Raw genomic sequence first — 17,142 nt, 5'->3', positions numbered from 1 at the left:
CCGGCCAAAGGCTAGGAGGGGAAAGACCGTCATGATGCCCGACATCCGTTCCGTGCGCGTTCGCGTACCCGCCACCAGCGCCAATCTCGGCTCCGGCTTCGACACCGTGGGCCTGGCGCTCGATTACTTCGATGAGATCGAGTTCACCACGAACGCGAACCCAGAGGACCGGTCGGCGCACATTGAGATCCACGGCGAGGGCGAGAACACCCTGCCGCGCGACGAAACGCATCTGGTGGTCTCCACGTTCCGCAAGGCGTGCGACACGTTCGGACTGGATCGGTTCGGCTTCACCATGGTGGCGCACAACCGCATCCCGCAGGCGCGCGGCATGGGCTCGAGCGCCGAGGCGATCGTGGCCGGCATTGCGGCGGCGGCCGGATTCGCCCACCGCGGCGAGCTCAACCGTGCCGCCATCTTCGACCTTGCCGCGCACATCGAGGGGCATCCGGACAACGTGGCTCCGGCCGTGTACGGGGGACTTACGGTCTCCTACGATTTCGAGACGCCGGAGGGCGTGGGCTCCGTGGCCATCGCCGGCGGGGAGCCCCTGCGCGGCGGTTTCCATGCGGTGAACTATCCGGTTGATCCGGCCATCAACGCGTTCGTGTTCGTGCCCGACTACGAGCTGTCCACCGAGAAGGCGCGCGAGGCACTGCCCGTCAGGATCGCGCGCGCGGACGCCGTGTACAACGTTTCGCGCGTGGGGCTCATGCCCGCGGCCATGAATCCGGGGACGGTCGGCGGGGCGGACGTGGCCAACACGCTGCTGTTCGCCGCCACGCAGGACCGTCTGCACCAGCCGTACCGTGCGCCCCTCATGCCGCCGAGCACCGCGCTCATCGCCAAGCTGCGCAAGGCCGGATTTGCCGCAGCGGTCTCCGGAGCCGGCCCGTGCGTGCTCGTATTGCACTACGGCGACGCAGTGGAGGCGATCGAACGTCTGGTGGCGGACGAGCTCAATTCCGGGCATTGGCGCATGCTGCACCTGCCGATCAACGCGGGCGGCGTGCGGATCGAGCGGATCGCCGGTTAGCGGGCGGCGTTTCGGATCGCGCCGGATTCCATCGCCGTTGGAGGGGTGCGCCCATGTCCCGGGCGGATCTGGCCCGCGCGGGACGAGAACGACTCCGCAACGCCTTCCCGGCGCCTCCGTCGTGCCTTCGCAACGCGCCGATCGGCGCAGCATATCCCCATCCGCTGTGAGGTGCGATAAAGTGCAGTTAGGAACTCACGTACGAGGAAGTTGGTGTAGCTATGTCTGTTCCGCTGATTCTCGCGTCGAAGTCACGCCCCCGCAGGGACGTGCTGTACAACGCCGGCATCTGCGCGACGATCCGCGTCTCCCATGTCGACGAACCTGCCGTGGTGCTGCATGAGGCCACGCGTCTGGGCATGACCGTGGGCGAACTGCCGGTGCAGAGCCAGGTGCTCATTCTTGCCCAGGCCAAGGCGCAGGCCGTGTACGACACCTATCGCGACATTCGCGGGGCCGCCGAGGCTGCCACCGGCGAACTGCAGGTGTGCCGTCCGCTCAAGGAGGGCTTCGACGTGATCGCCGAGCGCGAGCCCATCGCCCGGGCCATCGAACGCCACGGCGGACTGACCGCCGAGCGCGAATCCCGTCAGGGACCGCTCATCGTGGGCTGCGATTCCATGTTCTGCATCGGCAACAACGCGTACGGCAAGCCGCATGACGCCGACCACGCGCGCGAACGCCTGCGCATGATGCGCGGCAAGACCGGCACCCTGTGGACCGGCCATTGCGTGATCGATGTGTCCAGCGGTCGCACGGTGCGCGCGGTGAGCCACGCGGAGGTGCGTTTCTGCGAGTACACCGACGAGGAGATCGAACGCTACATCGCCACCGGCGAGCCGCTCGAGGTGGCCGGCTCGTTCACGCTGGAGGGCTTCGGCGGCTCATTCATCGAATCGATCCAGGGCGACCCGTCCGGCATCATCGGCCTGAGCCTGCCCACCCTGCGTCGGCTCATCGGCGAACTCGGCTACAGCGTGACCGACCTGTGGAATCTCAGCCGCGACGAGCAGCTCGGCATCAACCCGGACAATCCGGACGCCCCGCGCGACAACGTGCACCAGCCCGGCGACGGCTGGATCGACTGCGCGTGCGGCAAGAAGCACTGGGGCACCAACGGGGCGTCCGGCGTGCTGCTGGCCCGGCGCGACGCAGCCACCGGCGAGGTGACGCACGTGCTGCTGCAGCACCGTGCCGCATGGAGCGCAGAGGGCGGCACGTGGGGAGCGCCCGGCGGAGCCACCGCGGACGGCGAAAGCCCGCTCGAGGGCGCGCTGCGCGAGAGCTTCGAGGAAGCCAACATCCGCCCGGAGGACATCGACGTGGTCGGCTCCTACCGCGAGGACCACGGCCCGTGGGGCTACACCACCGTGTTCGCGTTCGAGAAGTCCGGTCACGAGGTCCGTCCCCGCGCCAACGACGACGAAAGCACCGAGGTCAAGTGGGTGCCGCTGGGTGAGGTCGGCAATTACACGCTGATCTCCGCCATGCAGCGCGACTGGCCGCAGTTCGTGGCGCGGCTCAAGGCGATCTCCGCCGAGATGGCCGAGCGCGACCGCGCGGCCGCCGACGCTACCGTGCCCGATGTCGGCTGAGGCGTCTTCGCCGCGTGATCATGTGGGACGCCCGACCAAAGGTCGGTGGGAGTCCTCCCATACCGGTGTGGGAGGACGTGCGACGCTGTATGACGTGGCCGCCCGTGCTGGGGTGTCGATCGGCACGGTGTCGAATTACCTGCACGGCAACGTGCGAGTGTCGCCGGAGACGGCGAAGCGAGTGAGGGAGGCCATAGGCGATTTGGGCTATGTCGCCAACGCTGCCGCACGCACGCTGAAAACCGGCCGTACCAACACGTTCACGCTGGCGGTGTCCAGCCTCAGCCAGCCGTATTTCGCCGAGCTTGCCGAGCAGGTGATCGCGGCGGCCGACGCGCGTGGATGCGGTGTGATCGTGCAGTCCACCGGATTGAGCAGAAGCCGTATTGACAAGTGCATAGATATGGCGAAGCACGGTCTGACCGATGGTCTGATCATCAGCCCTGTGCTTATGGGGGAACGGGACGCGCAACTGTTCGCGGGAAACTATCCATTGGTGCTGTTGGGAACGCAGCCGTTTGACGCGCCCTGTCCGAATGTCACCGTGGATAACGTGAAGGCCTCCTATGACGCCACCATGCATTTGATCCACGCTGGTCGAACCCGCGTCGCCTTCGTGGGAGGGGAATTCGGTCCGCTCCGCACGTCGCGCACCTGCCGCGCACGGGGGTACAGGATGGCGTTGGAGGATGCGGGTCTGCCGTTTGATATGCGTCTGGTGCGTCCCGTCTATGACTGGAACAGTTTGGAAGGGGCGTTGGCGGTCGATGCGCTGCTGGAATCCGTGCCGGATTTCGATGCGGTGCTGGCTTGCGACGATATGTTGGCACTAGGCGTGATGCGTCGTCTGTTGGATCGGGGACGTGGCATCCCTGATGATGTGCGTGTGATCGGCATGGATGACGTTGATCAAAGTCGGTATGCGGTACCGACGCTGAGCACGGTGGATCTGGGCAAACAGACCGTGGCCGAGGAGGCCGTCCGAGCGCTGCTCGAACAGGTCGAGGAGAGACGACGGGGCGAGTCTTCCGTTCGTTATGTGATGCATCGCTTGATGTTCCGGGATTCCTCGCCGGCGCTGTAATCCGCGCACGCGTGTGACGAGGCGACGGTATCCGGTGAATCAGTATCTTTTTCGTGTATGGCGGTACGCGCCACGCTAATTGTTAATGTTGTTTGCATAAATTATTGAAACGCTATAAAATTATCGCCATCGAGGCTTTCCGATTAATCGGAGAGGTTCGTCGGCGCTTACAGAGAAGTCGCCGGGAATGCGGGGCGTTGAAGCCCCGCGCAGAAGAAAAGGAAAGGAATGCGTATGGGAAGCCATACCGTGCCACAACGCGTAGCGGCGTCGGTGCTGTCTGTGGCCACGATGATGTCCGGTCTGATGACGGCCGGGATCGCGGTGACTTCGGCAAGTGCCGCGTCCGCGGCTAGCGCTGTGCAGGATGAAAGCTTTACGGTCAGGGGCAGCGACATCCTGTCCGCCGCCAAACTGAAAAATGGTCTGACCTTCAAGGGCTTCGGCGCGTTGAGCGGCAACAATTCCAGTGAGCTGCTCATGGACTACAAGGCCGAACATCCCGAGGAGTACTGGCAACTGATCAAGACCCTATTCGGCGGCAGCAACCCCATGTTCACCCATGTCAAGGTGGAAATGGGCAACGACCGCAACACGTCGTCCGGGCCGAACGCCGCCTCTATGCGCAGCGCCGACGAGTATCCGAACGTCAAACGCGACCCGGGATTCCAGTTGGCGGCCGATGCCAAAAAGGTGAACCCGGATGTGCATGTGAGCATTCTGCGCTGGCGCGTGCCGGCCTGGGTGACCAGCAACGACGACGTGTATCACTGGTACAAGAACACCATTCTGGCCGTCAACCGCGAGTTCGGCTACATGATCGATTCCGTGAACCCCGGCGTGAACGAGGAGGGAGCGGATCTCGAGTGGACCAAGGAGTTCGCCAAGCGACTCAAGTCCGACACCGAGGGCTTCATCGTGAGCGAGGGCGAGACCGATCCGGACGGCAATCCGATCCCCGCGTGGAAGGATGACGCGGAGCGGAATGCCTTCCACAATATCGACATCAACATCTCGGATGAATACTTGGCTCCCACCTTCGGCAACGCGATGGTCAGCGACAGCGAGCTGCGCGATTTGGTGGACATTTCGTCTTGGCATTATTACGCCAGCGACGACGCCAAGGGCAATTTCAAAAAGCTCGCCACCCAGTACGATGAGGAGGTTTGGAACTCCGAAGGGCAGGCCACGCTGTCCAATACGGCGGACCGGCCGAACAACAATGTGGAAGGTGCCGATTCCGGCATCGGAGGCAATTACAGCGCCTTGGAAATGGCCAATACGGCCATCAAGGGATTCGCCAAGTCGAACCGTACGCATTTCATCTACCAGCCGGCCATTGCATCCTACTATGAGGGCGTGCAGTTCGGGTACAAGGAGGTCGTCTCCGCGCGTGATCCGTGGTCCGGATGGATGTATTACGACGGTGCCACATCCATATTGGAGCACTTCCAGCAGTTCGCCAAAACCGGTTGGGAGAACGACGACAATACCGCAGGCATATGGCGTGCCATTCCGGGGGCCAGCGCCAGCGATGTGACCGGCGAAAATCCGGTGAAGGGTGCTCGCAACGGCGAGAAATCCTACATCACCCTTGCCGCGCCCGACGCCTCGGATTTCTCTTCGGTGATCGTCAATGATTCCAAGTACACCAAGCGTTACACCATCAAAACCGATGGGTTGAACCTCGGCGATGATAAAACGATGGAGATCTGGCAGACCAAGGCTGCCGACGCCAACAGCGGTCAGGCGTACGATGCCAACTACAAGCAGCTGCGCGAGGAGATCCAGCCTAACGCCGATGGCACCTACACCGTGGAAGTTGAACCTTGGTCCATCGTCACCGCCACCACGCTCGACAAGGGCGGGAGCACCGCAAAGGACGGTCGTGTCGACACCGATGTGCCGCGGACCAAGGAAAACAGCCGAGCCGTGCTCGACACCGATGCCACCGGTGCCAAGCAGGGCGTGACCGGCGACAACACGCTGTATGCCGACGACTTCGAATACTCCGATGGCAAATACCAGGACGTCAAGACCCTGGATCCGGCCACGGGCAAGCTTGTTTCCTCCGGCGAATCCTATCTCGATTCGCGCGGAGGAGACGAAGGGGCCGCACCCCGCTATACCGACGACACCAATGGTTCGCTCGAAGTGGTGAAAACCGAAGGCGGCAACCATGTGCTGCGTCAGCAGGTGGGTCCTGGCATGCAGTCCAACGATTGGAAGTATTACGACAGCACCGACAACAAGCGCTGGGAACCGTATTCCGGTGCATGGCAGGACAGCGACCCGACCACGTGGATCGGTGACAGCCGCTGGACCAACTACCGGGTGAGCGTGGACGTCTCCTTCGAGGACTATGACTCTACCGGATCCGTGCCCTATGCCATGGTGGGGGCTCGTCAGTTTGGCGGAACCAACAGCGGCGCCGACACGGCGGCCTACGAATTGCGCGTCTTTGCCGACGGTGCATGGAAGCTCCGCCGGTATGGCAAGGATGTGCAGTCCGGTACATTGGGTTCCGCATTCAAGCCGGGTGCCAATGTGACCAACCGCATCGCGCTACAGGTGGCGGGGAATACGGTCACCGCATATGTCAATGGCGAAACCGCTTCTTTCCTGACCTTCACCGACTCCGTACCGCAGACCTCCGGTCGTGTGCAGCTGGGATCCAGCTTCAATTTCGTGCGTTTCGATAACCTCACGGTGGAGACGGTGGCCGGATACACCCCCTACTATGCGGATTCCATCGACAACATGCATATGACCTCATGGGACGACAACAGCAAGCGAGTGCTTGAGTACACCGGTGACTGGCGTCAGATCGTGGGCAGCGGTTGGCACGAGGTGCAACGTTCCAAGTCCACCACCAAGACCAAGGGTTCTGCGCTCACCGTTACGTTCGCGGGTACGGGACTCGATCTCGTCGGCGCGAACACCGGTGCGGCTTCGCTCAACGTGACGGTGGATGGCAAACTCATTGCCGCCAAGGCCTCGACCAAGGCATCCGAACAATTCACCACCACCTATAGCCTGCGCGGACTGTCGGACGGCACCCATACGGTGACGTTCGAAACGGCGAACGATGGCACGCTCGTCATTGACTCCGTCGGCGTAATCGCGGCCAATGCCGTGGGCTCGGCCGATATCACGGCACTACGTGCCTCCGTGGATGCCGCCAAGCAGGTGAACAAGCCCTCGGACGAGGGCAAGGCCGAGCTGTGGGACGTGCTGTCCAACAACCTCTCCATCGCGGAGGAACTCGTCAAGGACGGTGCGAAGGCGGATCAGGAAGGCGTGGACGCGCTCGCGGCACGTCTTGACGACGCCCGTCTGTCCATCACCGAAGGCCCGGTGAGTTCCGATGTCGCCGATCTTGGCATGCTCGACGCCGTGAGCGATGCCGCACAGCTGCCTGAAACACTGACGGTGAACGGCGCAACGGTATCGTTCGACGACATCAACTGGGACGTCGATCCGGTCAAAGCCATAGGCGACGCTGACCCGGCTCGATTCGACACCGTGACTCTGACCGGTGTCACCAAACATGGTGTCAACGGTGTGCGCCAGCGCGTCAGCGTCAAGGTGATCGTTTCGCTCGAAGATCTGCGCTACTTCATCGATTCCGGTGCGAGCACCGCCGCCCAGCCGTCGGCTTACTCCAGCGTGAAGGCATCGAATCCCGATCTGCTGAATGACGCAGCCGACGCCCAATGGGATGGTTCCGATTCCGGCACGACCTGGGGATATTCCACCGAATCCACGGTGGCACCCGTCCCAGGTGACGCTACCGACTGGGCCAGCTCCTATGTCGGCGCGAACTACAATAAGCCGATCGTCTACCATCTGACACTTCCCGCCGGCGAATACACGATCGGCGGGGTGCATACGGCGCGAACGGCCAAATTCTACATGACCGTCACCGATGCCGAGGGCAACGAGCTCGCCGCGAGGCAAACCGGTGCGGCCGGCACCGCGACCGCGTCTCTGACCGCTGTGGTGAAGCTCAATGAGCGGACCGTGGTCAATGTGGAGTTTGGCACTGATGGTACGAGCGGCAACAACGCTCGACTTGCGCTGCTGTGGGTGCGCTCCGTTGCGGACAAGACCACGCTGAATGCCGCCATCGCCGCGGCGAATGCGCTTGACAGAGCCGATTACACGCCCGAGACGTGGGAGCCGTTCGCCAAGGCATTGCTTGCAGCCCAAAGTGTGGCTGACGCCGATGGGGTTTCCCAGAAGAGCGTCGATGACGCCGTGTACGCACTGCTTAAGGCGCAGTCCGGACTCGTCGTCGCCGAATCTCCGGCACCCGAGGTCAAGCGAGATGTGCTGGACGCCGCGATCGCCGCAGCATCCAAGCTTGCCGACGCAGAGTCCAAATTCACGACCGAATCGTGGAAGTCGTTTACCGATGCGCTGGCCAAGGCGCAGGCGGTCGAGGCCGACGCGAACGCCACGCAGCAGGATGTGGATGAGGCAGCCAAGCAGCTTGTCGCTGCACAGGCAAATCTGGTTCTTCGGGAGACGGTCTCGCAGACGGATAAGACCTCGTTGAAGGCGTTGGTCGACGCTGCTTCCTCCATTAAGTCCGAAGGCTATACGCAGGAATCGTGGGCTACGTTCTCCGCGGCGCTGCAGGCTGCGCAAAAAGTCATCGACGATGCGAATGCCACGCAGCAGAGCGTGAACGATGCCTTCAACGCCTTGGCGCAGGCACAGTCCAAGCTGACGATCGAGCACGCTGATACGCCCGAGCCGGAGCCGACGAACCGTGCTGTGCTGGATGCTGCGATCGCGGCGGCGAACAAGCTGGTCGACGCTGAAGACGAATACACCCCCGAATCGTGGAATGTGTTCATCAAGGCGCTTGATGCGGCGAAGTCGCTCGCCTCGGATGCGAGCCAGGTTGCGGTGAACCAAGCGGCCTCCTCGCTGATCGAAGCGCAATCCAACCTGGTCCGGGTCGCCGGAGACGAGCCTCAATCTCCCGAAGAGAAGCCGGACGCCAAGCCGACTGTCGATCTGAGCGTACTGAAGGATGCGATCGCCGCCGCCGAGAAGGTGGAGGATCGGACCTACACTGCGGAATCGTGGAACACGTTTGTGCAATCGCTCAACGCGGCGCGTGAGCTGCTCAAGAATTCGACGGTCACTCAGGAACAGGTCAACCAAGCCGCCAAGGCGCTTGACGCGGCACGTGAGGGGCTTGTGATCGAAGAGAGCGAAACCCCTGCCGATCCTCGTCCGGAATCGCCGGAATCGCCGGAAACGCCGGAAACTCCGGAAACTCCGGAAACTCCGAATCCGCAGCCTTCGGATGACGGTTCCGCGCAGAGGCACCCCAGTTCCGGAAACGACACGGCAACCGCAGTCTCCCAAAACAAGTCGTTGGCCTCTACCGGTGCCAATACGACCATGGCGATTGCGTCCGCCGTTGTGCTGTGCGCCGTTGGCGCTCTGGCCTTCGGCCTGTCTCGGCGCCGGAACTGCTGAACCATATCAACACGGTGGTTCTCTCCTGCTTGAGGAGGGAACCACCCGTTCCCGGCGACTCGCGCGCCGTTGCGTGTACGAGTCGCCGGTTCCTCCAACAACTTATCCATCCCCGATGTAAGGAACCTCATGACATCATCACTATTCAGGCGTCTGGCCGCAATGACGCTGGCCTCGGCGACGTTGATCGGCGGGCTGGGTCTTGCAACGCATTCGGCGGCGGCCGACGATTCCGCTGCGGTATCTGTTGCCGGTAAAACCACGATTTCCGTGGGAGACACTTGGTACGACACCGGCGGCAATCCGATCGAGGCGCATGGTGCCTCCACGAACCTATACCATGAATCCGAAGTCGGTATCGACATCAATGGAGACGGCGATGCGAGCGACGACATCTATCTGCTGTATGGCGAGAACAAGACCCACGCCACCCGTCCGGTGGACGGCATCAACGGATACTGGTCCGAAGACCTGATCACCTGGCACAACATGGGCAATGTGCTTCCCACCCATCAGATCCTGCCGTACAAAAGCGTGGCGGTAACGGCCGATGATGACTACATCGATGTGGATTCCACGCGACCCGCAGTCGGCAGCAAATATGCGGTGTTTGACGAAGACCAATATGCGCGGCTTAAAACGTTGGCGAATCTGAGTCAGGCCGAGGCCAAGGCGCAGGGGGTGGAACAGACTGCCGCCAGCGCCAAGGCGTTCGTCAAGGCGTATGTAACCGAGTGGGACGCGGACGGCAATGCGATCGCATACGATGAGGAGCATCTGCGACTGGCGTTCCAATATCTCGACGGCGACTTCAATGTCGTGGAACGACCGATGAACGTCTACAACCCCAAGACGAAGAAGTTCATGATCATCTTCCACGCCGATTCCCCGGTGAATGCGAATACCAAATTGAATTCATGGATCGACGCCTGCAGATCCGATGCGCAGTTCGTCAAGGATGGTACCTGCAACACTGCGTCAATCGGTAATATGCCGGCCAGTCGGTACGGCCGGGCGCAGATCGGTTTCGCGCAATCCGATACGCCGTTCGGACCGTTCACTCTGGTCAACTCCACGCGCATGAACTACGACACCGACCTGAACTCCACAAGACTCGGTGAATCGCGTGGCATGAATCTGTTCGTCGACGACGCGGACTCCAATAACGATGGCGTCAACGACGTCTATGCCGTGTACGCCTCGGAGATGAACAAGTACATGTACGTCTCTCGTCTTAACGACACATACACAGGGCCGGAAACCGAAGGCGACGCCGTGAAGCCGGGCGAGAGCAGCACGTGGAACGCGCGAATCCTGCCGGAAACGGGTCTGGAGGCGTCGCCGGTGTTCAAATGGAACGGCGAATACTACATGTTCTCCAAGGGCACGAACGGATGGGGCGACGCTACCGTTTACCTCTTCCAGGCCAAGAGCATGCTGCAGAGCCAGTGGAAGAAGATAGGCAATCCGTTCGTAGGGGATATGGCCGAATCAGCCTATAAATCCGAACCGAACCACATCATCGTCAAGGACGCCGCCAAGGGCGAGTTCATCTATACGGGCGAGCGTTGGGTGGTGGATCCGACCACCGGTTCGGCTGGCAAGGACTCCAAGATGATCTGGCTCCCGATCATGCTGACGGGCGATGAGGACGATCCCGTGCACATTGAAGGACGCGCATCTTGGAACCCGAACGACGGTACCGTGTACCGGCCAGTTCAGGAGCTGGGCAACTGGACGATGGGATCGACGTTGCCGGGCAAGCTGGACATCGGCGGTGCGTCCGTGGCGGTAACGTGGGATGAGGAAAGCGTAAGTGCGGCAAACGCTGCGGAAGAGTTCTCGTCGGTGCGTTTGACGGGGTCTCTGGCGGATGGATCGCGCGTGTCCGCGTCGGTGCGGGCGATCCCGGCGAATCTGCGGTATCTGATCGATTCGGGGAATACCGGCGGCGATGCCAATACGTCCGAGTTGTACGGGAGCGTGGCGAAGGACGTCGATCTGCTCAATGCCGTGGCCGATCAGGAGTGGGACGGTTCAAGTTCCGGAAAAACGTGGGGATATTCCACCCAAGCCGGTGTCGCGACGGGATTCACTGATGCGGCCGAGTGGAAAGACTCCTATGTCGGTGCGAATTTCAACAAACCGGTGACGTACCACCTGACGCTGCCTGCGGGCACGTACATGATCGGCACGGTGCAGGCGCCACGTTCCGGACAGACGACGAACATCTATTCGACGGTACGAGTCGGCGAGCAGACGATCGGCGAACGCAAGGAAGCGGTTTCGGATGGTTCCGCGACCCGGATCATACAGGAGGTGACGGTTCCGGCCTCCACTGACGGCAAGGCATCCGTAGTGGACGTAGAGTTCGGCACCAACGCCACCAAAGGCTATAACGCTCGACTCGCACTCGTATGGGTAGCCTCCTCACAACCCGAGACTCCCGATCCGGGGCCGGAGCCCGAGAACGGCCGATTCGGTGCGGCGGCTCAGGAATTTCGTCTCGAAGGCGAACCCGACGCGGATAATGCCAAGATCTTCTGGGATGCCTCCGTGGAGGGAGCGGATACCTATACGGTATATCGCGGTACCGGCGACGATAGGACATTGGTGGCAAACACCACCGGCAATCGTATAGACGATTATGATCTGCCGATGGGTCAGGATGTCGTCTATACCATCGAGGCGAAATCCGGAGGCAAGGATGGCCATGTTGTGGCGACTGCGACAACCAACGCGGTTCGGGCGTTCACTCCGACCAACATCACTCGGGTCAAGGACAACGTTTCGACCAAGGAAAGCGATGTGGATTCCAAACCCGGCACCGTCCGGAATTCCTCGGATGAGGTTGCTGCCCAAGTTGCATCTGATTCGGATGCGTCGGTCAAATACCGGTATAGCTGGAAGAACGTCGCCAATGATGATGGTACGAAGACCTTGCAAATCATCCAGTCTGTGTCCTCTGACGGAGGCGCAACCTATGGCGATCCCCAAGTCGTGTGGAGCAAAGACGACCGCAGGATCGAAGGAGCGCATTTCGTGACGAATCCGCGGACCGGGCATGTGATCGGCTACGGGCATCTCGAATCCTCCAAGGGATATAGCCTCGCTCAATTGGTTTTGATCGAGATCGATCCCGGTAAGGGAGTGGTCGACGAATATGCGGATCGTCCGCTGGGCTACGATTCGCGAGGCCTGACGCTGTATACCGAGAACGACGCCGCCTATATCGTCTCTTCGGTGAACAATAACCGGGATGTCCTGATCGCCAAACTGAATGATGAATGGACGCAACCGGATCACGAGATCACAAAGATCTTTGTGGGAGAGCATCTTGAGGCAGCCGCCATCTACAAGATAGAGGGTACGTATTTTACGTTCGCTTCCGGCACTTCGGGATGGTATCCGTCCCAGACCCGATACACATCTTCTCAGAGCATCGAATCGGGGTGGAGCGACACTAGGCAGGTGGCCAATGTGGCGTTCAATGATTCTCAGTTTGATCATTTCTCCATCAGCAAGGGAGACAAGCGAACCACGTACACGGCGGTCGGATATCACTGGGGTGCGTCTCGAAACCCGCAGACGCCGCTTGGAACATCCACGCGTGCCACGCCATTGGTGTTCCATGATGGCTTCATCGGCGGGGCGTGGTATTCGAAGGTCGAGTTCGATGCCGAGTATGGCGCGGTTCCGGTGCAGTCCGGGCGTGACATGTCTCGCACGGCATCCGTTTCGGATTCTGAATTCGGTGATGATCCTTCTGTCGTCGGCCTGCTGACCGATGGCATGGATCAGAAGGAGCAGCAGGATGCCAAACAGTATCTGTCCCATACGGGCAAGCCGTATGAAGTGACGTATCGATTCGAGGATTCACAGCCCATTACGGAATTCGACTTGACCACCCGTCTGGTCAGCGGTTCCGAAACCGCTTACCAGTATGCGTTGTCCGTCAGCGACAATGGAACTGATTGGCGCGAAATCGTGGATGCGCGGAACAACGTGTTCCCCGGATTCGTGGTCAATAAGCTGAGCGAACCGGTGACGGCAAAGTATCTCAAGCTCACAGTCTACAATTGGCCACAGGCCAAAAACGGCAAAGCCGCTTTTGAAGGTCTGCTGGAGACGACCGTACTTGTCGCCGCGCAGTCCGCAACTCCCGATCCGGATCCCGAGCCGCCTGTGTCAGAGGTTGACAAGACAGTGCTGATTGCGGCGATTGATGCGGCGAAAGCGGTGAACCTTGATGGGTATACGGAAGAATCTGTACAAGCATTCCGTGAAGCCTTGACCGAGGCGGAAGCTGTTGCTGCTGATGAGTCCGCCACTCAGATCGTCGTCGACAATGCCGTGACTGCGCTGCTGAATGCCGAAACGGCATTGGAGCGGGGTGAAAACCCTGCTCCAATGGTCAACCGAGATGTGCTTGCGGCCGCGGTTGCCGCCGCGTCCAAGTTGATCGAGTCGGATTACACCGCCGAATCATGGGCTCCGTTCGCCAAAGCGCTGGCGGATGCCAAGGCCGTCGCGGAAGATGCCAACGCATCCCAGAATGAGATCGATGCCAAGGCGATCGCCCTGATCGAGGCCCAATCCGAGCTGGTGACGAAGATGCCGGCGCAATCGGTGGACAAAACCTCGCTGAATATGCTCATCGGAGCGATGGAAGGCATGGATCTGTCCGGTTATACGGAAGAGACCGTGCAGGCGTTTGCTGAGGCATTGAAGAGCGCGAAGGCGGTTGCCGCCGATGAAACGGCCGATCAATCCGCGGTGAACGACGCATTGCTTGCCTTGGCAAAATCCCGGGCAGCATTGATGATCGCACCGGTCGCGAAACCCGAGGTGGATCGTTCCGTGCTGGATATGGCGATTGCCGCTGCGGACAAGTTGGCCGAGTCGGATTATACGGCGGAATCGTGGGCTCCGTTCGCCAAAGCGCTGGCGGCGGCCAAATCGGTTGGTCGCGATGCGGATCAGTCCGCGGTGAACACTGCTGTGATCAATTTGGTTCAGGCGAAGTCTGGTCTTGTTGAGACCGTTCCGACTCCTGATCCGATTCCGACTCCGGACCCGGGCGATGCGACGGGACTCGTGGACGTCATCAAGGTTGCCGAGTCGCTCAAGGAAGCTGATTACACACAGGTTTCCTTTGCCAAGTTTGCCGCTGCATTGGCTGAGGCCAAGACGATCGCTGCTGATGAGACCGCCACTCAGGAGGCGATTGATGCCGCCAAGGACGCTTTGATTGATGCCCAGTCCAAATTGATCAAAGTTGCCGATTCCGACATCGATTCCGACACCGATTCCGACACCGATTCCGGTATCGATTCGTCCGTTGGAGATCAATCCGGCCGTCCTGCAAATCAGCAGCGTACTGAGCTTGGCGATCAGGTTCAGGGAAGTCTGCCCAAGACGGGCGTGGCCGTTCTCGGCTTGGCTGCGGTCGTGCTGATCGTGGCTGCGGCGGGCCTCGTAATGATGATGCCCGGGCGTCAGGGTGCCAAGGAATCCTGACGCATGTTTGGTCGGCTGTCCTCATATACAGCCGACCAAACACTTTGAATACTTCCGGTCGGTCCGCGGCGCCGTCCCTTTTTCACTACCGTGTTTCCTTGCGGCGCGGTGGATCGACCGGATTCCCTGTCTCGCCCTATTTCCGTCGACGTAAGACCCCGGCCATTTGCGACGCATGGCGGTTCGAGGGACGTAAGACGTTGGACGCCATCGAGCCAAGCCCCTTCTGGTGAGGGGATTCCCGGTGAATCCGAGATGCGCAAGGACACAAAAACAGCGCATCGGCCAAAGGCCGATGGCCATACCGCGTCAGAGGGCTCGTACATGGTTGGTCGCGATGACGTATGCCATCCGACATGGTGATGCGCGACACGGCAAGACAGTGATTAAAACTGATCGAACTTGATTAAATCTGGACGATATGCTATGCTTCATAACGTTTCATCAAGGACGCAACGAACGACAATGAGGTGCATATGGCGATCCAACCGTTCAACGAACAACTCAAGACCAACCGTCTCAAGACCAAGGCCGAGTGCGAGCAGGCCCTGGTGGACATGCTCGAGCCGGCCATGGAACTCATGCTCAAGGGCGGGCGCTACGGTCGCTTCCGCATGTCCGACTCCGGCGCGGTGTACTCGCAGGACCGCACGTCCATCGAGGGCTTCTGCCGCCTGCTGTGGGGCCTCGGCCCGCTGTTCAGCGAGACCAACCGTCACAACATCAACCGCTTCGGCCACTGGTGGCAGTTCACCACCGAGTCGATCATCCGCGGCACCACGCCCGGCGACCCGGACTACTGGGGCGACCCGCTCATCGACTACGACCAGCTGTTCGTGGAGATGGGCGCCATCACCGCCTTCCTGTACGAGACCGAATCCGACTTCTGGGATCAGCTCACCGGCGTGCAGCAGGAGAACATCCTCAACTGGCTCGATCAGGTGAACCACCACGTGGTGCCCACCTGCAACTGGCTGCTGTTCCAGGCCATGGTGAACACGTGGCTCGCCTCGCACGGCCGCCCCGAGCAGCAGAAGCAGGTGGACGCCTGCTTCGAGATCACCAACTCGCACTATCTGGGCCACGGATGGTCGTACGACGGCTTCGTGGACCACATCGACAACTACATCCCGTTCGCCTACCAGTTCTTCACGCTGGTGCTCGTGGGCCTCACCAAGGGCACGGACGCGCAGAGCAACCTGCTGCGCGAGCGCGCCACGCCGTTCGTGGAAAGCTACGCCAACTGGTTCGCCGCGGACGGCTCCTGCCTGCCCTACGGCCGCAGCCTCGACTACCGCTTCGCGCAGGCCGCCTTCTGGGGCGCCGCCGCGTTCGCCGGCGTTAAGCCGCCGGAGGGCTGGTCGGTCGCGGACTACAAGCGTCTGCTCATGGGCAACCTGCGCTGGTGGTTCCAGCAGAACATGTTCCAGTCCGATGGCCTGATCCCGATCGGCTACGCCTACCCGAACATGAACATGGCCGAGGGCTACAACGGCCCGGCTTCCGCGTACTGGGCCCTGAAGACGTTCATCTTCCTGTGCCTGCCCGACGACGACCCCTTCTGGTCGGTGCGCGAGACCGAGGACTTCAAGTTCGAGCCGGTCAAGGTGCAGCCCGAACCGCACATGATCGTGGAGCACAGCAAGACCGGCCAGGAGGTCCGCGCCTACGTGGCCGGCCAGCACAACTGGCAGCACGCGCACGGCGAGGCCAAGTACGAGAAGTTCGTGTACTCCTCCACCTTCGCGTTCTCCGTGCCCAAGGGCGGCGTGACGCTGGCCCAGGGCGCGTACGATTCCGCGCTCGCCGTGGCGGAGGGCGACTACTTCTGGCGTACCATGTTCACCGACGAGAAGGCGTGGGCCCTGCACGACGACTACGTGTACACGCTGTGGCAGCCGTGGGACAACGTGAGCATCCAGAACTACGTAGTGCCGTTCATGCCGTGGCACGCCCGCGTGCACGTGGTGGACACGGCCCGCACGCTGCATCTGGCCGAGGGCTCGTTCGCGCTGCCGGACTACGGCGAAACCGTGGAGGCCGCCGGTGCCGCCGAGGATGCGCCGAAGAGCCTGTTCTACCGCACCGCCGAGGGCCTGACCGGTCTGGTGGCCTCCGAGGGCTTCGACGTGGAACTTTCCACGCCCGAACCGAACACCAACCTGCAGTTCCCCAAGACCCGCATCCCGCAGCAGACCCGCGTGATCGAGCCCGGCAAGTACGTGTTCGTCTCGCTCTATCTGGGCGACCGCGAACTCGAAAGCCTGGACGAGTCCGGCCGCGTGGTCGTGCCGTCCGTCACGCTCGACGGCAACGCGCTGACCATCGCGACCGCCGACGGCCAGACCCGCACGGTCACCTTCGAGGAGTTCGCCAAGTAGCGCCGGACGATCGGCGAAGACGAAGCG

At 61.3% G+C, this 17,142-nt stretch carries 6 protein-coding genes; all 6 read left to right on the top strand.

The window, feature by feature from the left end; genetic code table 11:
* The first annotated feature begins 31 nt into the window (after nt 1–31).
* The 6 genes from thrB (at nt 32) to AC1AZA_RS07070 (ending at nt 17,115) form a co-directional block, all read left to right on the top strand.
* The gene (gene thrB / locus AC1AZA_RS07095) at nt 32–1,036 is read left to right on the top strand and encodes a homoserine kinase (RefSeq protein ID WP_476513962.1); all 1,005 of its coding nucleotides are present in this window, start codon (nt 32–34) and stop codon (nt 1,034–1,036) included.
* A 221-nt stretch (nt 1,037–1,257) separates the two neighbouring features.
* Nucleotides 1,258–2,631, top strand: a complete 1,374-nt coding sequence (locus tag AC1AZA_RS07090) for a Maf family nucleotide pyrophosphatase (protein ID WP_476513961.1) — start codon at nt 1,258–1,260, stop codon at nt 2,629–2,631.
* Nucleotides 2,632–2,725: 94 nt separating this feature from the next.
* Nucleotides 2,726–3,715 (top strand): LacI family DNA-binding transcriptional regulator, encoded by a 990-nt coding sequence (locus AC1AZA_RS07085; RefSeq protein WP_476513960.1) that lies wholly within the window; start codon nt 2,726–2,728, stop codon nt 3,713–3,715.
* 234 nt (nt 3,716–3,949) lie between these two features.
* Nucleotides 3,950–9,214 (top strand): hypothetical protein, encoded by a 5,265-nt coding sequence (locus tag AC1AZA_RS07080; RefSeq protein ID WP_476513959.1) that lies wholly within the window; start codon nt 3,950–3,952, stop codon nt 9,212–9,214.
* Nucleotides 9,215–9,343: 129 nt separating this feature from the next.
* Nucleotides 9,344–14,734, top strand: a complete 5,391-nt coding sequence (locus AC1AZA_RS07075) for a discoidin domain-containing protein (RefSeq protein ID WP_476513958.1) — start codon at nt 9,344–9,346, stop codon at nt 14,732–14,734.
* A gap of 476 nt (nt 14,735–15,210) precedes the next feature.
* The gene (locus AC1AZA_RS07070; protein WP_476513957.1) at nt 15,211–17,115 is read left to right on the top strand and encodes a DUF2264 domain-containing protein; all 1,905 of its coding nucleotides are present in this window, start codon (nt 15,211–15,213) and stop codon (nt 17,113–17,115) included.
* Nucleotides 17,116–17,142 lie beyond the last annotated feature (27 nt).

Source organism: Bifidobacterium sp. LH_389, from assembly GCF_056357235.1.
The sequence above is the reverse complement of the archived record's forward strand: the minus strand, read 5'-3'. Positions and strand labels throughout refer to the sequence as shown.